The organism is Bacillus cereus group sp. N11 (assembly GCF_016483605.1).
GTDB classification, from domain to species: domain Bacteria; phylum Bacillota; class Bacilli; order Bacillales; family Bacillaceae_G; genus Bacillus_A; species Bacillus_A toyonensis.
The window spans coordinates 386,919-406,986 of record NZ_JAEHBN010000001.1 but is presented as its reverse complement, the minus strand read 5'-3'; the positions used below and the strand labels follow the sequence as shown (position 1 = coordinate 406,986).

Here is a 20,068-nt window from a genome sequence, read left to right as displayed (position 1 = left end):
TAAATAGAGTTGCTTAATAACTATTATGACCTTGTCCAATTGCTAATGCACTAAAGGTGAGGGGGCCAATAACATCTGCACTTGCAGCACTTGTTAAATTTTCCACAGTTAAAGTGTATTCGTGAATCCCACAGCTTATATTTTTATTAATTGTTTGAAATGTTTCAACGTAATATTGTTCAGAATCTGTAGATCTAATACTTACTTGTGTGTTGAAAATTTCAATGTTGTTACGGAAAACCCTAAACAATATTTGTGATATATCAGTTATACCTTTAACTCCAACTGTAGCAATTAATTCTACTCGATTATCACGTGAATCTTTTATTGGAATTTTTAATTCAATATTTGCTAGAATTGCTTTGTTTGGGGAATCGGGAATTGTAAAAGTAGTTGCGTCAGTTTTATTTATTGGCTGAATAGCTTGGTAATCAATGATATGAGTTATGGTTGTCACCTCCTCATATATTAAAATATGAAGGTAATGACGGATTAGATTGGACGTATATTAGAAGATAGTAATAGAATAGGGTTGAATATAGGGGAATAATATAAAAGCACCAAGAGTAGGTGGTGTATTTCTTGATGCCCTTCCTACATTAAGCAGAATATTCTTCTTTACGAACTTCGAAAAATTCATTACGTCGTAAGTAATTATAAATTTTTTCTGAAACCTCTTCTTCTTCAGACACTAAGTAACGATGATCAAACGCATAGAATGATTTTCCTTTAATTAATTTTACGTAATAGATTTTGCACGCCTCCTCTATCGAATGTATTACTTGCTTTATATTATGGTGGCCTATATACCTGTTAATCATACTTTGGGTTTCAAAAGGTAGAAGTAAAAATGTTAGCATGTTGAAATAGCTTACAAATCTGTAATGTTTTTGTCACCTTTTCCGATAGTTAAAAATAACCAATCTCTTCTATACTACAAATAAGTTACATAAAATAAGGAGGGAAAAAGATGGATGAAGTAATTGGAGAAGTTGTAGCAGGTATTTGTGAATTTGTGGTAGAAGTAACGGCAGATGCTATAGGAAATTTAGTTTCTGGAAATGATGAGGAAAAGGAAACATTGTAATAGGTTGTAAAAGTATAAAGGTAACTAAAATATAAAGGCTGATTCCTAAAGGGAAGTCAGCTTTTTTATTTTTTACATTTTATTAACTTTATTTAAATATTCATTTGTTATGATATTATTGAAGCTAATTAAGGGGGTGAAAAAATGAATATGCCGAATTTTGGGACTGATGTATCTGATTTTCGTTTGATTGTGGCGAATGTAGATGAAAGGGACTATCATTTTATTGTTCGGGAACATCCGATTTTAGGGAAAATTATATCGCTATTTGAAAATGGAAAAGAATATGGATTAATAGACAAACAAATCGCTATTAAAGATACATTTATTAAATCGGAGCTTACTAAGTTAGATGGTTTTAATATCGATATACTTCATCATACACCTGGGTGGATATGGATTGGCATGAATCAATTTGGTTTACATGCTCGAGAGGCTACTTATAATGAAGTAGAAGTTATTATGAAGTTGAAAGAGGATTTATATTACATAGATATATATGAGGAAATAAAGATGTAATAGATATTTAGTTGGGTTAGGGGATTAGTTCCCATAACCTTTTTTGTTTTAAAGTAATATTCATATCATTTTGACGATGGTCTGTCTGTATTACAAGAGGTGAGCTGAAAAGAGGATTTGAAAATACATAAAGAGAACTTTAATTATTATATGAATCATATATGTTAATAACAATAGAAGGAAGATGATAAAATGAGTAAGGAAGAGCTTATGAAACAACAGTTTGGTAATAATGCAGAAAAGTATGTAAAAAGTAAAATTCATGCAAAAGGACTGGATTTACAATATGTAGTTCAACAAGTTGAACCTCGTCATAATAATCGTCTTCTTGATATTGCTACTGGTGGTGGACATGTTGCAAATTTATTAGCACCATTGTTTAAAGAAGTAGTTGCATTAGATTTAACTGAAAAAATGTTAGAGAATGCGAAAAAATTCATTTTAGGTAATGGGCATGACAATGTATCTTTTATCGTTGGACATGCTGAAAAATTGCCATTTGCTGATAAAGCATTTGATACAATTACATGCAGGATTGCAGCACATCATTTTACAAATCCGACGCGATTTATTTATGAAGTAAATCGAACGTTAGAAGAAGATGGATTATTTATTTTAATAGATAATGTTTCGCCAGAAAATAATGAATATGATACATTTTATAATTTTATAGAAAAAAAGCGTGATCCGAGTCATGAAAGAGCTTTGAAAAAGACAGAATGGATTACTTTATTAGAAAAAAATGGTTTGCAAATGCAGTCATGCTTCACTTTCGATAAAAAGTTTGATTTCGACTGGTGGTGTGACATGCTGGAAGTACCTATGCAAAAGCGTGAAAAATTAACAGAGTGTATGATGAAAACACCAAACGAAATGAAGGAATACTTTCATATTCTATTTGAAAATAATAAAGTAAAGTCATTCTATACTGAAATGGCTATGTTTATTTGTAAAAAAAGTACAACATTAAAAAGATAAATTTCTTGAAGTCTTTTCAAAGTGCGTTATACTTAGTACTGAGAAAATGAGAATTGAGGAATTGCAATAATGATTCGCGTACGTATTGAAGGAACTGAAGAAGAAATGCTTGAATTTATGGAGAAAATCCCGGACATTCCTGGATTTGAAAAAACGCATATGAGAGAACCGAGAAAAGGAAACAATCCAAAATACGATTCAAGTAAGAATGTATTAGCATATTTGTCTTATAAAAAGATTGAAGTCGCCAATAAATAGGCGGCTTTTTTAGTTTGCAGCGTTTCACCGCCTTGTCTTTTTCACATAATAATAATAGTAGATTATGCTGAAGAGAGGTGAGGATTGTTAATAAGAAAATTATCTTTTTTGGAGACTTTGGTATTGACGATGCAGTTGCGTTAATTTATGCAAATAAAACTTGTAAATTAGATATTATAGGAATTGTCGCAGAGTATGGGAATGTATCGCGAGAAATCGTTACAGAGAATGTATATTTTTTAGAAAAATACTATGCTACAGAAGTGAAAATCATCGAAGGTGCTGCTAGACCAATGACAGCTGAAGAGCCTTTATTCTTCCCGGAAATTCATGGGGATCACGGTTTAGGGCCAATTATTCCACCTGAAATGAGAATTTGTAAACGGGAAAATTTTTGTGAATTAATTAAATTAATTGAGCCTTGTCCAGAAGATATAGTTATTGTGGCGACAGGAAGATTAACAACACTTGCAACGTTATTTTTATTATATCCAAATGTAATGAATCGTATTTGTTCTTATTATATTATGGGAGGCGCTTTCTTATTTCCAGGTAATGTTACACCCGTGTCTGAAGCGAATTTTTATGGCGATCCAATTGCGGCGAATATTGTTATGAAGTATGCGCAGAACGCTACTATATATCCGTTAAATGTAACACAGGCTGCGCTTATTACTCCTGAAATGCTTGATATTATTAATAAAGAAGGAACGGGACAGGCGAAACTCATTAAACCAATGATCGATTTTTATTATGAGAACTTTTATAAAAAGGAATACCCGGGTATTACTGGGAGTCCTATTCATGATTTACTGCCGTTTATTTCGTTTATAAATGATGATATTTTCGAATATAAAAAATCAGCAGTTTGGATTAGTACGACGAATGATGTAACGAGAGGACAAAGTGTTGCGGATTTTAGAAAAATAGCTGAGCCAACGACGTTTGATAATAGGCCTGTACAAAAAATTGCGGTTGGTTTTAATTATCCAGTTTTTAAAGAAGAATTTATGAGGACGATATTAAAGCCTGATTGTCCCTAATATGTAAAATGTGAAGTTGTAAAATCATTTGTCCAGTGAGCTTCGTTCTCAAATAATCTAATAGTTGAGCTGTATGAATAACTTATGAAAAATGAAACATAACTAATGGTAAGCAATTGTTTCTGATTATAGTTTGATTGGTGAATTATAAAGGAGGTTATCATATGATTTGGTCTTTAATTGTCGGTGGTATATTAGGTTGGTTTGCAAGCTTAATTACTGGAAGGGATGTACCTGGCGGTGTAATTGGTAATATTATTGCTGGTATTGTCGGTTCTTGGCTTGGTACAGCGTTACTTGGTAAATTTGGACCTATTATAGGTGGATATGCGATTGTTCCAGCCTTAATAGGTGCGATTATTTTGATTTTCATCGTAAGCTTTATATTCCGGGCGATGCGAAAATGAATACAGGGGGCTGTTTACATTTGTAAGCAGTCCCTTTGAATTATATGGCCTAATCTGATATGCTACTGTTATACAATCAGGAGGTGTCAGCATTGAAATCATATACAGTAAATTTCCATCAAGAAGATAATGCAAAAGCGACAACAGTACATAAATTAAGTGAAGAGGACTTCAATAAAGCAACAGAAAAAGGTACTCGTCATCTATTTGATTTAGATACAAACGTTGGTTTCTTCGTATTCTTTGACGCAGAAGATGCAGAAGGAAATGATCAATACTTAATGTTACAATATGAAGGAGATCACGAAGAGCCAAGTGCTTGCTACGGATTTGATTTGAAATTATACTATCAATTTTTAGCATTATACTTAAATGATCTTGAATTCCAAGGTGAAACAAATGAAGAAGAGGAAGAATATGGTCCAATTCATCATTTAGCGCACTTACTTTATCATATTGTAGAAGATGGTAAGTCAATCGAAGTGTAATATACATATTTGAAGCTGTCCAATATTGGACAGCTTTTTAATTATATAATAAAGGTACATGTATGTTGTATGCTAAAAAGTTGAGGGGAAATGGAATTTTCCGAAGGGTTGTTTATTTCTTCCATGTTTCAATCGGAATACATCTGTTATAATGAGCATAATTAAATTCATGGGGGCTAATTCAATGCTTGTAGATGTAAAACATTTTATTAAAGCGGCAAGTTTAACATGTATAACGGCACTGAGTGGAGATAATACATTTGCTCATAATTTTGAAACTGTAAAAAGTACGATTTCTACATACGTAAAGAAAGTAAAACTTACCTCTTAGTTTTGCTTTTAAAGCTTATCTACATATGTTATTTTGGAAAGAATCTGTATTATTTCAGGTTCTTTTTAATTTATACTAAAGTATAGATAAGTTCATCTGCTATTTGAAAATCTTTTTATATAAATGTATTATTATAAAGGTCATAAATTTTAGAAAAGAGGTGAATTTCGTGAAAAGTTTTGGCATGCTAGCAAGCTCTGCTTTGTTTTCTCTGTTTCTGTTATTATTTAATGTTCAATCGTTTTATAATAAATACACAGAAGAAAATACATATTATTGGATAAATGGTGTATTAGCAGTGATATTCCTTATATCGTTTATCATACATATAAAAGATATTATAAAGAAAAATTATACAACTTCATTAAAACAAGAGTAGAGAGAATCATATGTTTACTAATAAGAAATGATGTAATTAAATTTCAAACCTTAAAAATATGAGACCAGCAGGGAAATGTTACGTAGTTTCTGTTGGTTTTTTGCGTTTTTGTGACGTACTTTATTCAAGGTGACAGAAGAAGGATAAAGCATGTAAGAAGAGAAGGTGTATAGTAAGGAAAAACAACACATCTCAACCTGTTTGAAATCAATGTAAGATAAAAATCATGTTATAGAGTGTTTACGAATGGGAGGTAGTAAAATATGAAAGCGCATTTGAGAATATTGTTCACTTTAACATGTGTATTAACATTGATGGCTTGTACGAATAATGAGGAAAAGAAACAGACGAACCCAACATCTGAAAAAAATACGGAACAAAAGAATGAAGGAACTGCACCTCAAAAAGAGAACGAGTCAGCGAATAACCCCAAAAATCAAGATTCAACAAAACCTTCAACAGGGCCAGATTCAAAAAGTCCAACTCTTAACCAAAAATCAATTAACTATGTTAAAGAATTATTTGAACTAGCGAAAGAAGGGAAAGTACCTAATGTTCCATTTGCTGCTCATACAGGAGATATCGAAGAAATAGAAAAAGCATGGGGGAAAGCAGATAAAACAGAACAAGCAGGGAGCGGAATGTACGCAACCTTTACAAATAAAAATGTTGTCTTCGGTTTTAATAAAGGATCACAAGTTTTTGATGTACGTTCATATCAAACAGAACTAAAGTCAATTACATTAAAAGAAATTGAAAAGGCGTTAGGAAAACCAACTTCAGTTAAAGTAAATGGTGAAGATCAAATATATGTATATAAAGTAAACAATCAGTTCGAGTTAAAATTCATCATTCCAAAATCGATCGGTAAGGTATATCATATTTCGGTATTTTCGCCAGAGGATAGTATTAATAAAATGGCAGGATAAAAAATCAAATAATCTCCAGAACACCTCACTTATTTTAAAAGTGAGGTGTATTCAATTGTAAACAAGGTATGTTTCCGACCTTATGATACATACTTTCATATGGCGAAATAATTCAATTATATTTTTGAAAAAAATACAAAGCAAGTAAAAAAACGCTATCTACCTATAGATTTATAGGGAAGGATAACGTTTTTTATAATTCATCTAATAAGAGATATCGATCTATTAAAAAAGTAGCATCCTATAAAACTTGAGGGGTATGTTGCGAATTATCTTTTTGGACATTTCCCTTTATTTTTTTACGTTCTAAATTTTGAACAAAAAGTGCCTGAACAATACCTCCAACTATTAAGAAACATGCACAAATATAAAATAGCATATTACCGTTTAGTTTACTTAATAATACTGCACCAATAACAGGACCGCACGTTCGAGATATATCCCAGTGTATGCCATAAATCGAAAAATACAATCCACGTTTATCTGTAGGAGCGATCTCTGAAACGAATCGCAATAAATGGTTTAAAGCAATACTTTCTCCAATGACTAAAAAGAGTAATGTGAAAAATAGTGACGAGATTGTTGATGAAAGCCCGTAGCCAATTGCGGCTATCGTATAGCAGGCGTAAGAAATAAGGATGATTTTCGTCATGGAAAATCGTTCAGACCATTTTACGAGGAAAATTTGTAGAATGATTTCCAAAATGGCTTTACAAGTTGAAATAAATGCGAGTATGAATACGAAATTTGGAAATACATGTTCTGCGAAAATACGATAATTTGTTTCCGTTTGTGCATAGAAAAAGCTAATAGGAAGTGTAGAAGCCATAAGTCCAAATACAGCGTAATGTTTGTGTACAAATTGTTTTGGAGATGATGCTACTTCAAGTGTTTGTTTTGGCGTTGTAATTGCTGGAGCAGTTTCTGGGAGCTGCGTCCAAACAACTATTGCATATATCATAAGTGTAATACTTTGCATCATAAATAAATATTCAGGGTGAGTAGTATAAAAGATAGCACCAATTAAAGGACCGATTACGGATCCAATTGCTCCCATCGTTTGCAGGAGAGCAAAAATTTCTGCTTGCTGCTTTTGTTTTGTTAAATCGGCAATTTGCGCACGTTGAGCTGGAATGTATAAAGAACGACCAATACCATTAATGACGTATAACAGTGCAAATATAAAAATGGATTGAGCAAAAATAAAACTACCGATTGCAACACCTTGCAGCAATAGGCCGAGTAACATAATTTTTTTTCTCCCATATTTATCAGTAACGCCCCCAGCAATAAGTGTAAAGACAATGTCTGAAAGTGGTTGTAGTCCGAAAATAAGCATAGTCATCATTATATTGCCGTTTAACATCTTATTAACGTATATAATCATAATGAGGGCTAACATTGATTCCGTTGTTCGGGTTAATAATTCACCACACAGTCTAATGATAATAGGTTTATTGTAACGTAGTAAGAGATGGTTCAATTTGATTTCCTCCTTTCTATATTGAAATGATAAGATGAAAGGAGAAATGGAAAAAGGGTAGAAATAAAAGGGAGTATTTTTCACCTTTTAGGGGGATTATGATGTTTATTTTAGATCAATACATTGAATTATGGTTTGCCTATGGGAAAGGGAAACGAGAAGGAGAACAATTAGAGATAACAGTGCAAAATATATCTGAAACTTTATTTTGTACAGAGCGTAATAGTAAATTAATTATAAAAAAATTAGAAGAGTTACATTGGATCGCTTGGTTTCCAGGTCGCGGGAGAGGAAATCGTTCTAAATTAATATTTAAAAAGAATCCGGCACCATTGATTTTAGATAGAGGAAAAGAAATAACGAAAAAAGGGGATGTGAAAAGCGGGATCTCATTTGTGGAACGCTATAGCGCACATTTTCCATCAGTAAAGAGAGAATACCAGTCTTGGGTTGATTCTATATTTGGTCATAAAATTGAAATGACTTCTGAAGGGAGAAAAGATGTACTCCGTTTACAAGTACAAATGAATCTGGACATCGCTTTAGATCCAGTTTACGCTACAATGCGCTCGGAATGTCATATGGTTAAACATATTTTTGATACACTCGTATATATCAATGAAGAAAGAACTGCTATTGAGCCGAGACTTGCTTTTCACTGGGAATATAATGATGAAGAAAAAATATGGACATTTTATTTACGAAAAGGAGTTCACTTTCATAATGGAAAACGCCTTACTGCACATGATGTTATATATTCATTGAATCGATTCATGACAGCTGTAGACAACCCGCACGCATGGATGTTACAGCATGTGGAAAGTTTTCATGCAGTTGGTGAATATGTTTTAGAAATTAAATTACATACGGAAAATATGATGTTTTTACATATGCTAAGTTTAGAACAGTGTTCTATCGTAAGTGAAGATGAAGCAGGAAAATTAATAGGGACAGGACCTTTTCAGTTATACAAAAGTAATGAAGATCTGTTTATACTGGAAGCGCATCATTTATATTTTCGTGAGAGACCTTTTCTAGATCGCGTTGAGTTGTGGAATGTAGAACAAAGTGTAGATACATATGATGTTTTAGTAAAGGCACAGTATAAAGATAAAGAGAAACATAATAAAGAACTGTCTCGACTTGAGTCGAACGTGACTTATGTAACATGCAATCTTACGAAAGAAGGACCAATGCAAGATAAGTTATTTCGGAAAGCGTTATATAAAATCATTCATGGCGATATAATCGTTCAAGAACTCGGTGGAGAACGTGGAGAAGTGGCAAAGGAACTAATATCAGCAAAGGCCAGCATAGTAGAGATAGAGGAAGATATAGAAAGTTTAATGAAAAGAAGTATTTATCATAATGAAGTGCTACAACTGTATACATTTAAAGGACGAGATCACGTTGAAGATGCAAAATGGATACAAAAAGAGTGTGCGAAATATGGAATTTGTGTAGAGATTAATTTTCTTGAAATAGAAGAACTATTGCAAATAAGTACGATACAAAAAGCTGATATCATGCATGATAGCGCAACAATTAGTGAACGAATAGAAGATAGTTTGCTATATATGTTTCTGACAAAAAACAGTTTTATTCATGGGCATAGCAGCATGAACTTTCATGAAATGTTGTCCCCTTATTTTAAACAAGAACAAGTAGAGAAAAGAGTTGCACTGTTACGCGATCTTGAGGACACATTGTTACGTCAAATTCATATTATTCCTTTATATCGTAACAAACAAGAGGTAAGTACACATGAAAAAGTACAAAATATAATGATTAATTCGCAAGGTTGGATTGATTTTTATGAAATATGGTTTAAGTCTTGATATATATAGGTTCTTACGCATTTTTCAGAAGATGTGTCAGAGCCTTTTTTCTATGTGAAACAAGTTTGTTTTACACATTGTTACGCTACTTGTAGTATAATTCCATTTACAACGTAACAGTGTTATGTTACATTGTTGTTAGGAAGGAGTGTTATACAGTTGAGTACAGATTTAATTTCAAAAAAAGATTTATTAGAGCTTACAGGTATTTCATACGGACAGTTATACAGGTGGAAGAGAAAAAATTTAATTCCGGAAGATTGGTTTGTACGAAAGTCAACATTCACTGGTCAAGAGACATTTTTTCCGAAAGAAAAGATTTTAGAGCGTATTGATAAAATCCAAACGATGAAAGAAGATTTATCACTAGATGAATTAGCAAATATGTTTTCACCGAGTGTGACAGAAATCCTTTTAACGAAAGAAGATCTCATCCGTAAAGGGATTACATCAGAACCTGTTTTACAATTTTTTATTGAGCAAACGAACAAAACGACAGACTTTCGATTTGTAGATATTCTTTATGTGTATATGTTAGAAGAGTTACTACAATCAGGAGAAGTTAGTTTAGAAGAAGGAAAAATGGTTCTGCAAGTTTTACGAGAAAATTATGAAGCAATCAAACATAAAAATTGTGATTTAGTTATGATTCGAAAAATAGGGATTTCTACATGTTTCTTAGTATCAAATATTGAGGATTTAATTTTTGAAAAGGGAACGAAGATTATTTTACGAGAAGCGATTATGAAGTATACCGAAGTATTAAAAACTAAACTGTTGTAGTGGAGGAGAAATAATGCGTACAGAAAATTTAATTATAAATGGTTACGGTTCATCCAATGGCGGTGAATTTCATAAAGTACAACTAAATGGAAAAGGCACTGTAAACGGAAATGTTGAATGTGATGAATTTCAATGTAATGGTTATGGTGCAGTAACTGGTGATTTGAACAGTAGCAACGCAAGAATTAGTGGATCAGGTAAAGTCGATGGTACAGTTAATACAGAAACGATGCGAATTGATGGGAAAGCAACAATTACACAAGATGTAAAGGCGAATAGTTTAAAAATTGCAGGAAAAGGTACGATAGGTGGAAACGTTAAGGGTGAAGAATTTAAAATCAACGGTCAAGCGACGATTGATGGGAATTGTGAAGTTGATATTTTTTCTTCAGAAGGACAATTTACAATCGGTGGTTTATTAAGCGCAGATGAGATTAATATAAATATTCACGGTACATGTAGAGCGAAAGAAATTGGCGGCCAAATGATTAAAGTAAGACATAGATTGAGTACATTTAGTAGACTATTTAAATCAGTATTTGGCTTGCAGTTAGAAGCTGAATTGTTAGAAGGTGACAATATCGATATTGATTATGCTCACATAAAAACAGTAAGAGGAAACAATGTAACAGTAGGACCGAACTGTGAGATTGAACTGATTGAATATAGCGGTGTTATTACTGTTGATAAAAGCGCAAATGTAAAAGAAATTAAGCAAGTTTAACGGAGGGGGGAAATCAGTATGGAACATCAACATAGTCTCACAGTAAATGGTTCTGGTAATTCAGCGGGCGGAGATTATAACAAAGTGAAGATTCGCGGTGAAGGGACAATTGCGAATGATATGAGTTGTAATGAGTTTAAAACATATGGCACAAGTGATGTGCGTGGCAATATGAAAGTTAAAAACTATGTCGTGTATGGAGATAGTGAAGTACAAGGAAATGTAGATGCAGCATATGTAAAAGTATATGGTAATACACAAATGCATGGTGATGCTCATATTGAAAAAACAAAAATTAGAGGTATGATTGATGTTACAGGGAAGTTTTCAGGTGATTTCGTAGATGTGAAAGGTGCTTTAAATGTGAAGGGAGATATTGAAGTAGAAGAATTATCACTAACTGGTGGTCTTGAAAGTGATGGTTTGCTTAATGCTGAACATATTGAAATCTCACTTCGTTATGAAGGAAGTAAAGTAAGAGAAATCGGTGGCAAAAAGATTACAGTGCGTAAGAAATCAAGATTTATTCCTTTTACTAGTCATGCTGGAAACCTCCAAACTTCAATTGTTGAAGGGGATGATATTTATTTAGAACATACAATTGCTGAAGTAGTAAGAGGAAACAACGTTACCATTGGTTCTGGATGTGAAATTAGTGTTGTAGAATATCATACTAGTTTTAATCAAAAAGGTAATGCAGTCGTAAAAGAACATAAACAAATATAAGTAATGCGAGGGAGAGCAAGAGATATGGTTGAGAAGAATAATAAGCTTGGCTTTATTGTGGCGGGCTTATTGCTAGGTATTTTAATGGCATCAATGGATAATACCATTGTCGTAACAGCGATGGGAACGATCGTTGGTGACTTAGGAGGTCTTGAAAACTTTGTATGGGTCGTTTCTGCCTATATGGTCGCAGAAATGGCAGGTATGCCGATTTTCGGTAAACTATCAGATATGTATGGAAGAAAGAGATTCTTTATTTTCGGTTTAATCGTCTTTATGATTGGTTCGGCACTTTGTGGGACTGCTGAAAATATTACACAATTAGGCATTTATCGTGCCATTCAAGGTATTGGCGGCGGGGCATTAGTGCCGATCGCGTTTACTATCGTGTTTGATATTTTCCCACCTGAAAAGCGCGGGAAAATGGGTGGATTATTCGGAGCAGTATTTGGATTATCAAGTATTTTCGGGCCATTACTTGGCGCATATATTACAGATTATATTAGTTGGCACTGGGTATTTTATATTAACTTACCGCTTGGCATTTTAGCACTTATTTTTATTACATTCTTTTATAAAGAATCACGAGTTCATAAAAAACAAAAAATTGATTGGTTCGGCGCAATTACTTTAGTTGGTGCAGTAGTTTCTTTAATGTTTGCACTTGAACTTGGCGGACAAAAATATGATTGGAATTCTAGCTTTATTTTAAGTTTATTTGCTGGATTCGCTATTTTAATAATCGCATTTATTTATATCGAACGAAAAGTAGAAGAGCCAATCATTTCATTTGAGATGTTTAAACAACGTCTGTTTGGAATGAGTACAATTATTGCATTATGTTACGGAGCTGCATTTATGTCAGCAACTGTGTACATTCCGTTATTTATTCAAGGTGTATATGGTGGGACTGCAACAAACTCAGGATTGTTACTTTTACCGATGATGTTAGGGTCAGTCGTAACAGCACAGTTAGGCGGATTTTTAACGACAAAGCTTAGCTACCGAAACATTATGATTATTTCTGCTGTTATTATGCTAATCGGATTATTCTTATTAAGCACGTTAACGCCTGAAACAAGTCGGGCAATATTAACGGTTTACATGATTATTATCGGATTCGGAGTTGGTTTCTCATTCTCGGTACTAAGCATGGCTTCAATTCACAACTTTGGTATGGAACAGCGCGGATCTGCGACTTCAACGAGTAACTTTATTCGTTCATTAGGTATGACACTTGGTATTACAATCTTCGGAATGATCCAAAGAACAGGTTTCCAAGAACAATTAGAAGAAGCATTTAAAGGTATGGGCGGGGGAATGAATTCAAACGCTTTAGGAGATTCAAGAGCCATTTTATCAGAATCGGCTAGAACTCAAATTCCGCCACAAATATTAGATAAAATTATTGACGCTCTTTCTAGTTCAATAGTTCAAACATTCATGTGGGCATTGGTACCAGCTGGTTTAGCATTCGTATTCATTTTCTTTATGGGAAATGAGCGCATGGTGTTGCAGAAAGAACAAAAGAATATAAAGAGTGAAACATCAAAATCTTAATGAAAAAGCTCCTTTCAAATTTGAAAGGAGCTTTTGTCGTATGTACGGTGTTAAATTAGCCTTCGATGATTTCGTATTCTTCGTCTGCTAATAATAAAATTTGTGTTTTCTTACCTTTGTTTTGAACTTCGATTACATCATATGTACCTAAGTCTCTTAGTTTGCTTTGAGAAGCATTAACCATAACTTCCATAGAATCAATTAAGATATCTTCTTCAATGTATGATTCAGGCAATGCCATATCTTCAGTTTCTAATACACATGCGTATAGATTTTGTAAGTTTTCAGCAGTTGGGTTTTGTTCCTCAACATCAATGATGTTTTTTACTGCGTCCATATTTTCTTCTTTTGCTTGATATACTTTAATTTTAGCCATTGTTTTAATCTCCTTTATAACGTAATCGTAGAGGCTACACCTTATTATAACGTTTTTTTCATGAAAGATGAAATTGTTATACGTATTTATAGTAAAAAATATGTGTTATTACTTATAATTGGTGTAATTCCCTTATTAATCTAATGAGTAGTTAACTATCTCCTTACGTTAATATTATATTGTCCAAGCTTTTCTTATCTTCCGCTCATATTATATGTATTAGATAAAAACATATAGGGAAGGGATTGAATGTAAGTGGATTGCGAGCCGAAAGGAAATTGTGGGTGTTGTCAAAATAGTATATGTGAATTTTTACAAAGTCTAGAACCTTTTACTCAAGTTGAAAGTATCGTAATAGCTGGAAACGAAATCGATGTATCTTATTTTCTTTCATTTAACAAGAGGAAGGGCATTGTATCATTTGTACAACAAGACAATGAGGTAATATTTGTAGACTGTTCAAAGATTGATGCAATTCGAATAGGAAAAGTGTGTAGTTGTAAATCGAAAGTTAAATATATTGAAGAGGACTTTAGCTTGCTAGGAAATGTTTGCCCGCAATGTTTAACGGAGGGTAGTACAATCTTTTTTGATTTTAACAATCCTGAATTAAATGTGTCTTTCCAAGCAACCACAATTAATCCACCTAGATGTACTGAATTTACAGATGAACTCGGGAATGTAGTAAAGCAAATTACTATAGTAGGTGAGGCAATTGTTTCTAAAGATTTCGTTCAAGTGCCTGAACTGGTAGGTTTTCGACTGCTTTTATCGCATCCAGCTGGAGATCCTTTAAACTACGGATTGTTATTTATTAATTTTCCTGATACGATTTTTATTTTTATATTGGCATCAAGCGGATACCTTTCCATTTCGAACTGCTTAAAAATAGAGAGTGGAACTGGTAATGCTGAAATAGAAGAGCTGAAAAAAATGATAAACGATGATGATAACACGTACAAATCAGTTGTTAAATTGACTAAAGTATATAAAAATGGTGAGACGGAATCCTTTATTTCTAAGAAGGAGTTATAACGTATCTATTGATTAACCCTCTTAAAATACAGGAGGGTTTTTACATATAATGGGAGCGTTATAGTGGCGGGAAAATCACTTTTGTCGTATGTACGGTGTTAGAAGTAAATAGAGTGGTTAGTTGTACTATGATTTGTTATGGATAATCTCCTATAATGCGGTCTTTTGCAGCAAAATATGAAAGAAGCCATTACAGAAAAGCTAGGGGAATAGTATGTAATTGATTTAAATAAAGTGACGGAAGAGCATACAATATTGATAAAGCAATTAAGAAAAGGGCTATTGAAGCAGCCCTTTTCTTAATTATGTACATAGCTGTTGCTATTTTTATTATGTTTACATAGTTATCCAAAATTGAGTAATTTATTTACTAAATTCCTTTTGAGCTCCCATATAGCTTCCTATAATATTTTGATAACTTGGAAGGTGTTTAGCAAGTAAAGCTCCAAAGCCTTCAACATCATTTCGCCAGTCACGCTGTAATTCTGCTGCAACGCTAAACCAGTTCATTAGTTGAACCCCGCCATGAGCCATACGCATAAGAGCGGCGTCACTTTTTGAAAGGCGAGAATAGAAATCAGTCATTTTATAATCCCCCTTAAAAAGCTTATTTATTAATCAATCTTACAGCGATTCAACTGGATTGGTATATGGTTAAAATTTTATCAACAAATAGTTTTCATTTGGATAATAAGATGTATATTTTAAAATTGAAAAAGTGAATTTATATTTTTTGATTTGATGTTATAATGATTTTGTATTTGTGAATAATTTATAATTATATGAAAGTTAAGTCTAATGGGTGTTTGCTTATATGCCGAATAAATGGATGTGTAAAAAGGGTATAAGTTACCTCATGAAAATGTAGAGTTATATTGATTTGTAGAAAGCAGGAATGTAAATGATATATGAAGCGAATATACATACTAGAAGAAAATTAGTTTCCATGTTCGAAGATTTTAATAATGTTATATTACTTTCTTATTTACAAGGACATATGGGAAGAGCCTGGGTAAACGATCTAGAAAATCCGACAGTAGCACAAGTTACAGTAGGGATTTTCACATTTTATACTGGAGATCCAAATGTGAAAGAAACAGAAGAGTTATTACGTAATATTCCTGAAAAAATGTTAGTAATCGTAAATAGTGAAGAATGGAAAAAGCGTTTAGAAATATTTTATGAAAGAAAAATAGATAAGTTTTTACGCTATAAATTCAAACGTAATTCGGAAGTTTTTGACCGTTCAAAATTACAATCTTTTATGTCAACACTTCCAAAAGGATATGAGTTAAGAAGAATAGATGTGCATATTGCAAATGATTCTACACTACATAAGCTTTCTGAAGACTTTACAAGTCAATTTCAATCGGTAGAAGATTATTTAAATCGAGGTATAGGTTATAGCATTTTGTATAACGGAGAAGTTATATGTGGTGCATCCTCGTATAGTATTTACGATAAGGGGATAGAAATTGAAGTTGCGACGGATCTGAACCATAGAAGAAAAGGTTTGGCGACCGTAGTGAGTGCAGCGTTAATATTGGATTGTTTAGAAAAGGGGAAATACCCAAACTGGGATGCAGCGAATACGACATCTGCCAAACTAGCAGAAAAGCTAGGATATGTTTTTGATAAGGCGTATGATACTTATTTTGTGGATAATAGATGAATGAGCAGAGATTGTAAGAGTTGTACAAAATAAAGAATTTAAAAAGGGAAAGACAAATGACTGGAATGTTTCGATAGCATTGTTAAAAACTCCTATGGAAATATTAGGGAATAAAATGATTATTTCAATAATAAGGAGATTTTATAATCTATTGAGTACAAAAACTGGCTTTTTTAGCCGGTTTTTATTTTTTATAAAGGGGACAATAGTCGTGATGTTCTGTTTTGTGGATAGTATTAAGTTGGCAGATGGTTCTTATTAAATGTATTCTTTGTTAGATAGAATAAAAGACTCTTGAAAAATTAATTTTGGAACACCTATTAGCTCTATCATAAAAAAGTCGAGAAATTCTATTTTATATAGGTAGATATCAGTATAGGCTCCATATATTAATTTATGTATTTTTAACTATCAAGAGGAATTGAAGCTTTTACTATGCAATTGATAAAAGTGACTATGATACAAACCCACGCATTAATAGAAAAAGTACATATACAGTAAAGAGAGTTAAAAAACTCTAAATTTTATTATAAAGGAGATTATAAAATATGAGTGAACAATGTCCAATTAATGTACCATGTCAGGTAGTAGGACAAACCCAAACACCATTAAGTGATGCACCTGCAACGCCAATTACTACTCCGGGAGCACCAATTGTAAAAATACCGGTTGTATTAGCAGAAAGAACAATTCAAATTGTTGTAGAATCTGATATTTCATTAGATCCTCCAGCGGTTGAAATTAAACGTATCTTAAAAAATGCATTTTTAACACAATGTAAGTTAGTTCCTGTAGCATTCGAACCAGTACCAGGTACACCTTACCGTCGAGTTACAAGAGCAAAGTTATTTGTACAAGGATATATTCGTAAAAATATTGAATATGCAAATGACGAGTGTAATGGAGTGCTATATGACCGCATTGCTAATGTTCCATTTTCTGGTTTTGCTGATTTAACAGCTGGTGATTTTCTATCACTAGCTATAGTGGCTGCTTCCTCAGATACTACTTCTCACTTTATTAATCCTAAAAATGGTGATCTACCACGTTTAGACAAATACTTCTTCGAAAATACAGTTTTTTATAATGAACAACCGTATTGCGAATTAGTCAGTGCTCAATTTTTTGAATTAGACTTTTCACCTTGTCCAACAGACCTAAACGAACCATTTGATACTCTTCGTGAAAAAATTGTACTAGATCTTACTTTAAAAGTTTTACAAGTACAACAAGTACAAGTATAAAACTAAAAAAGCATTGTCTTTGATAAAAAGACAATGTCTTTTTTATTATTATAAAACATATATAATGATGAAATGGTCGCGTACAAAAAACATATTTTTATGAATTTCATTAGACGGGGGGATGGTGATGAAAAATCCATGGGTTGGTCAGGAAATATGGAACAAAGTTTATAAAGGGAAAAAGCTGAATGTTCAAGATGATGCACGCGAAATAAGAAAAAAGGAAAAAATTGAAGAAACAGAATCAGAGAAAGAAGATAAAGCAATTGAATTAAAGAAAGAAAGTAAAGAAACTGAGTCGAAAAAAGAAGAAGAAACAATTGAATTAGAGAAAGAAAATAAAGAAACAGAATCAAAAAAGGGAGATAAAGCGATTGAATTAGAGAAAGAAAGTAAAGAAACTGAGTCGAAAAAAGGAGAAGAAACAATTGAATTAGAGAAAGAAAGTAAAGAAACTGAGTCGAAAAAAGAAGAAGAAACAATTGAATTAGAGAAAGAAAGTAAAGAAACTGAGTCGAAAAAAGAAGAAGAAACAATTGAATCAGAGAAAGAAAGTAAAGAAACTGAGTCGAAAAAAGAAGAAGAAACAATTGAATCAGAGAAAGAAAGTAAAAAAACAAAGTCAAAAAAAGAAGAAGCAGTTAAATCCGAGAAAAAGAGTAAAGAAACAGAGTCACAGAAAAAACGTCAAGATTCAGAATCAAAAATAGAGACCTTAGTACGTTCAAAAGTAGTAAAAACCCCATTTTCTATTATTTCAGATGTGACTAGTTTTATAAAATTCCCTAATATGAATGTGAAAAATCAAGAAGTATTTGTATTTCGGAATCAAAAAGATGAAAGGGGTCGTGAATTGGATACTAAGTTATTAACTACAGTGCAACATTATCAAGGAGAAGTTAATTGTAATTTAGTTTCTTCAAACCTTTATGAAAAGAGAGTGCTTTTAGAACTTTCTAATCAAAAAATAAAAAGTAATATGGAAGAGAATTGGGTAGGAACATCTTCGTGGATTCCTATACACGGAATAATTTTAGATAAGGAAGATGAAGGAGGAGTAAATAATTATATACCTGCGAAATTCCCAATAGAAATAGGGAAGTATAAAGGTGAAATTAATTTACGAGAAAAAGTGGTATTTAAAGAAAAAGTTATAGAAATAAAAGAGGTGTCACAGGAAATTATTTTAACAAAAAAAGAGTTTTTATTACCAAAAATAATAAGGAAAGGAAATAATCCATCTAAAATTGAAAAAGGGAGCTTACTCGTAGAAGGTTATATTTTTCAATGTATTGAATTTATATCGGAACGAAGTACACCGCATGATAACGCGTATCAGTTAATACAAAACCTTGTATTGGAATTAACTGTGCAATTGTTACAAGAACAGGAAGTTTGGGTGCGGATTAGATAATTAATCATCTCTACATCAATTAGTTAAAAATTTCTTCAGGAAAATGTATTAGAGAAACTTAAAAATAATGCTAGCAAGTTTGTAAATGAGCTTGCTAATAAGCGTTTGGGAAAGATATGAAATACAATTGATGGATCGCTTTAAAAAACTAATTCTTTTAATAGATGAAATGGATAAATCTTTGTTAAAACATGAGGTGTAACACAAAGTGTATCCACCCCCATTATAGAAAACTTACAATTTAAACAGTAATACATGTTTATCATAATGTTTTAAACACCAATTATATTTTTTTAGAATAATTGGATGGACAACTTCTTTCGTAGTATCGACCTCAGTATAGCCATATTTCTTATAAAAGTTTTCTAGTTCCTCAAAAGGAAGACAATACACATTTTGTATTTGTAATTTTTTCGCAGTTTCTACTAAAAATGAAACAAGTTCCCCAGCTAATTGTAGACCTCTAAATTTTGGGAGAATAAAAATCCCACCCATTTCTATAGTATTATCATCTATTTTGACTAGTCGTCCAACACCTGCGTACTCATTGTTGTATGTAATGATTGCAACTTTATCTCGCTTTAAATCGCTCCGTACAAATCCTATTGATTCGTATTGATTATTAATCCATTCTAGATCATTATATGTAGCCAGTTGAATACTCATATGCCTCCTCCTTCAGAAAACTTTTACTATTTTCATTATACATAATATAATTTCAGGAAAAAGTGGTTAAAATTGCATGATTTTTATTAACAGTTCAAGTTTTGAAGAATAGTGCATACAATATAAAG

23 protein-coding genes and 1 pseudogene are annotated in these 20,068 nt (G+C 32.4%); 18 read left to right on the top strand and 6 right to left on the bottom strand.

What is annotated here, in order from left to right:
• Positions 1 to 13: 13 nt before the first annotated feature.
• Together JDS98_RS02155 and JDS98_RS30060 are read right to left on the bottom strand one after the other, a co-directional pair.
• Entirely contained in the window at positions 14 to 448 is a 435-nt protein-coding gene (locus JDS98_RS02155; RefSeq protein ID WP_033657360.1) for a hypothetical protein, read from the bottom strand.
• 151 nt (positions 449 to 599) lie between these two features.
• Positions 600 to 752 (bottom strand): YqbF domain-containing protein, encoded by a 153-nt coding sequence (locus JDS98_RS30060; protein WP_079996667.1) that lies wholly within the window; start codon positions 750 to 752, stop codon positions 600 to 602.
• Between the two features lie 485 nt (positions 753 to 1,237).
• Between JDS98_RS30060 and JDS98_RS02145 the strand changes: the two genes are divergently transcribed.
• The 9 genes from JDS98_RS02145 (at position 1,238) to JDS98_RS02105 (ending at position 6,419) form a co-directional block, all read left to right on the top strand.
• Positions 1,238 to 1,606, top strand: a complete 369-nt coding sequence (locus JDS98_RS02145) for a hypothetical protein (protein ID WP_199633573.1) — start codon at positions 1,238 to 1,240, stop codon at positions 1,604 to 1,606.
• Between the two features lie 192 nt (positions 1,607 to 1,798).
• Positions 1,799 to 2,584: a class I SAM-dependent methyltransferase gene (locus tag JDS98_RS02140; protein ID WP_098711971.1), complete on the top strand. Its 786-nt coding sequence runs from the start codon at positions 1,799 to 1,801 to the stop codon at positions 2,582 to 2,584.
• 69 nt (positions 2,585 to 2,653) lie between these two features.
• A complete protein-coding gene (locus JDS98_RS02135; RefSeq protein ID WP_064475559.1) occupies positions 2,654 to 2,842 on the top strand; it encodes a DUF3970 family protein in 189 nt (62 codons plus the stop codon).
• Positions 2,843 to 2,919: 77 nt separating this feature from the next.
• Entirely contained in the window at positions 2,920 to 3,885 is a 966-nt protein-coding gene (locus JDS98_RS02130) for a nucleoside hydrolase (protein WP_016108598.1), read from the top strand.
• A gap of 164 nt (positions 3,886 to 4,049) precedes the next feature.
• Positions 4,050 to 4,292 carry a GlsB/YeaQ/YmgE family stress response membrane protein gene (locus JDS98_RS02125; RefSeq protein ID WP_000638302.1) on the top strand — a complete coding sequence of 81 codons (243 nt, stop codon included), beginning with the start codon at positions 4,050 to 4,052 and terminating at the stop codon, positions 4,290 to 4,292.
• 92 nt (positions 4,293 to 4,384) lie between these two features.
• Positions 4,385 to 4,780 (top strand): hypothetical protein, encoded by a 396-nt coding sequence (locus JDS98_RS02120; protein WP_000844593.1) that lies wholly within the window; start codon positions 4,385 to 4,387, stop codon positions 4,778 to 4,780.
• A 184-nt stretch (positions 4,781 to 4,964) separates the two neighbouring features.
• A complete protein-coding gene (locus JDS98_RS02115; RefSeq protein ID WP_098711973.1) occupies positions 4,965 to 5,111 on the top strand; it encodes a chorismate mutase in 147 nt (48 codons plus the stop codon).
• Between the two features lie 169 nt (positions 5,112 to 5,280).
• Positions 5,281 to 5,490: a hypothetical protein gene (locus tag JDS98_RS02110; RefSeq protein ID WP_000834516.1), complete on the top strand. Its 210-nt coding sequence runs from the start codon at positions 5,281 to 5,283 to the stop codon at positions 5,488 to 5,490.
• A gap of 263 nt (positions 5,491 to 5,753) precedes the next feature.
• Positions 5,754 to 6,419 (top strand): YjgB family protein, encoded by a 666-nt coding sequence (locus JDS98_RS02105; protein ID WP_098106678.1) that lies wholly within the window; start codon positions 5,754 to 5,756, stop codon positions 6,417 to 6,419.
• Positions 6,420 to 6,660: 241 nt separating this feature from the next.
• Here the strand turns inward: JDS98_RS02105 and JDS98_RS02100 are convergent, their stop codons facing one another.
• Positions 6,661 to 7,902 (bottom strand): MDR family MFS transporter, encoded by a 1,242-nt coding sequence (locus tag JDS98_RS02100; protein ID WP_098912152.1) that lies wholly within the window; start codon positions 7,900 to 7,902, stop codon positions 6,661 to 6,663.
• 101 nt (positions 7,903 to 8,003) lie between these two features.
• Here JDS98_RS02100 and JDS98_RS02095 point away from each other — a divergent pair, with 101 nt between their 5' ends.
• The 5 genes from JDS98_RS02095 to JDS98_RS02075 all read left to right on the top strand — a co-directional run bounded on the left by JDS98_RS02095 (position 8,004) and on the right by JDS98_RS02075 (position 13,533).
• The gene (locus JDS98_RS02095; RefSeq protein WP_098711976.1) at positions 8,004 to 9,740 is read left to right on the top strand and encodes an ABC transporter substrate-binding protein; all 1,737 of its coding nucleotides are present in this window, start codon (positions 8,004 to 8,006) and stop codon (positions 9,738 to 9,740) included.
• A 159-nt stretch (positions 9,741 to 9,899) separates the two neighbouring features.
• The gene (locus JDS98_RS02090; protein ID WP_098711977.1) at positions 9,900 to 10,523 is read left to right on the top strand and encodes a YhbD family protein; all 624 of its coding nucleotides are present in this window, start codon (positions 9,900 to 9,902) and stop codon (positions 10,521 to 10,523) included.
• 13 nt (positions 10,524 to 10,536) lie between these two features.
• Complete coding sequence (locus tag JDS98_RS02085; RefSeq protein WP_199633496.1) at positions 10,537 to 11,247, top strand: polymer-forming cytoskeletal protein; 711 nt, start codon at positions 10,537 to 10,539, stop codon at positions 11,245 to 11,247.
• Positions 11,248 to 11,265: 18 nt separating this feature from the next.
• Positions 11,266 to 11,973 carry a cytoplasmic protein gene (locus tag JDS98_RS02080; RefSeq protein WP_199633495.1) on the top strand — a complete coding sequence of 236 codons (708 nt, stop codon included), beginning with the start codon at positions 11,266 to 11,268 and terminating at the stop codon, positions 11,971 to 11,973.
• A gap of 24 nt (positions 11,974 to 11,997) precedes the next feature.
• The gene (locus JDS98_RS02075) at positions 11,998 to 13,533 is read left to right on the top strand and encodes an MDR family MFS transporter (protein WP_106080553.1); all 1,536 of its coding nucleotides are present in this window, start codon (positions 11,998 to 12,000) and stop codon (positions 13,531 to 13,533) included.
• A gap of 55 nt (positions 13,534 to 13,588) precedes the next feature.
• Here the strand turns inward: JDS98_RS02075 and JDS98_RS02070 are convergent, their stop codons facing one another.
• Complete coding sequence (locus JDS98_RS02070; protein WP_001062729.1) at positions 13,589 to 13,909, bottom strand: hypothetical protein; 321 nt, start codon at positions 13,907 to 13,909, stop codon at positions 13,589 to 13,591.
• A 255-nt stretch (positions 13,910 to 14,164) separates the two neighbouring features.
• Here JDS98_RS02070 and JDS98_RS02065 point away from each other — a divergent pair, with 255 nt between their 5' ends.
• Positions 14,165 to 14,944, top strand: a complete 780-nt coding sequence (locus JDS98_RS02065) for a BC_2878 family exosporium-associated protein (RefSeq protein ID WP_199633494.1) — start codon at positions 14,165 to 14,167, stop codon at positions 14,942 to 14,944.
• 363 nt (positions 14,945 to 15,307) lie between these two features.
• Here JDS98_RS02065 and JDS98_RS02060 read toward each other — a convergent pair.
• Positions 15,308 to 15,505 (bottom strand): annotated as a pseudogene (locus JDS98_RS02060) (isochorismatase hydrolase); the annotation flags it as partial.
• Between the two features lie 340 nt (positions 15,506 to 15,845).
• On the opposite strand from JDS98_RS02060, the gene JDS98_RS02055 reads away from it, so the two are divergent.
• The 3 genes from JDS98_RS02055 (at position 15,846) to JDS98_RS02045 (ending at position 19,274) form a co-directional block, all read left to right on the top strand.
• Complete coding sequence (locus tag JDS98_RS02055; RefSeq protein ID WP_098711981.1) at positions 15,846 to 16,616, top strand: GNAT family N-acetyltransferase; 771 nt, start codon at positions 15,846 to 15,848, stop codon at positions 16,614 to 16,616.
• 548 nt (positions 16,617 to 17,164) lie between these two features.
• Complete coding sequence (locus JDS98_RS02050) at positions 17,165 to 17,860, top strand: CsxC family protein (RefSeq protein ID WP_001294998.1); 696 nt, start codon at positions 17,165 to 17,167, stop codon at positions 17,858 to 17,860.
• A gap of 127 nt (positions 17,861 to 17,987) precedes the next feature.
• Positions 17,988 to 19,274, top strand: coding sequence for a BC_2427 family protein (locus JDS98_RS02045; protein ID WP_199633493.1), 1,287 nt, complete (start codon positions 17,988 to 17,990; stop codon positions 19,272 to 19,274).
• A 234-nt stretch (positions 19,275 to 19,508) separates the two neighbouring features.
• Here the strand turns inward: JDS98_RS02045 and JDS98_RS02040 are convergent, their stop codons facing one another.
• A complete protein-coding gene (locus tag JDS98_RS02040; RefSeq protein ID WP_098820414.1) occupies positions 19,509 to 19,940 on the bottom strand; it encodes a GNAT family N-acetyltransferase in 432 nt (143 codons plus the stop codon).
• Between the last annotated feature and the right edge of the window lie 128 nt (positions 19,941 to 20,068).

Bases quoted from the DNA above. Each gene is read 5' to 3' on its own strand.
- JDS98_RS02080 (WP_199633495.1), top strand. From the start codon at position 11,266: ATGGAACATCAACATAGTCTCACAGTAAATGGTTCTGGTAATTCAGCG.
- JDS98_RS02070 (WP_001062729.1), bottom strand. From the start codon at position 13,909: ATGGCTAAAATTAAAGTATATCAAGCAAAAGAAGAAAATATGGACGCA.
- JDS98_RS02105 (WP_098106678.1), top strand. From the start codon at position 5,754: ATGAAAGCGCATTTGAGAATATTGTTCACTTTAACATGTGTATTAACA.
- JDS98_RS02115 (WP_098711973.1), top strand. From the start codon at position 4,965: ATGCTTGTAGATGTAAAACATTTTATTAAAGCGGCAAGTTTAACATGT.
- JDS98_RS02125 (WP_000638302.1), top strand. From the start codon at position 4,050: ATGATTTGGTCTTTAATTGTCGGTGGTATATTAGGTTGGTTTGCAAGC.
- JDS98_RS02145 (WP_199633573.1), top strand. From the start codon at position 1,238: ATGCCGAATTTTGGGACTGATGTATCTGATTTTCGTTTGATTGTGGCG.
- JDS98_RS02135 (WP_064475559.1), top strand. From the start codon at position 2,654: ATGATTCGCGTACGTATTGAAGGAACTGAAGAAGAAATGCTTGAATTT.
- JDS98_RS02045 (WP_199633493.1), top strand. From the start codon at position 17,988: ATGAAAAATCCATGGGTTGGTCAGGAAATATGGAACAAAGTTTATAAA.
- JDS98_RS02075 (WP_106080553.1), top strand. From the start codon at position 11,998: ATGGTTGAGAAGAATAATAAGCTTGGCTTTATTGTGGCGGGCTTATTG.
- JDS98_RS02055 (WP_098711981.1), top strand. From the start codon at position 15,846: ATGATATATGAAGCGAATATACATACTAGAAGAAAATTAGTTTCCATG.
- JDS98_RS02050 (WP_001294998.1), top strand. From the start codon at position 17,165: ATGAGTGAACAATGTCCAATTAATGTACCATGTCAGGTAGTAGGACAA.
- JDS98_RS02040 (WP_098820414.1), bottom strand. From the start codon at position 19,940: ATGAGTATTCAACTGGCTACATATAATGATCTAGAATGGATTAATAAT.
- JDS98_RS02140 (WP_098711971.1), top strand. From the start codon at position 1,799: ATGAGTAAGGAAGAGCTTATGAAACAACAGTTTGGTAATAATGCAGAA.
- JDS98_RS02085 (WP_199633496.1), top strand. From the start codon at position 10,537: ATGCGTACAGAAAATTTAATTATAAATGGTTACGGTTCATCCAATGGC.
- JDS98_RS02095 (WP_098711976.1), top strand. From the start codon at position 8,004: ATGTTTATTTTAGATCAATACATTGAATTATGGTTTGCCTATGGGAAA.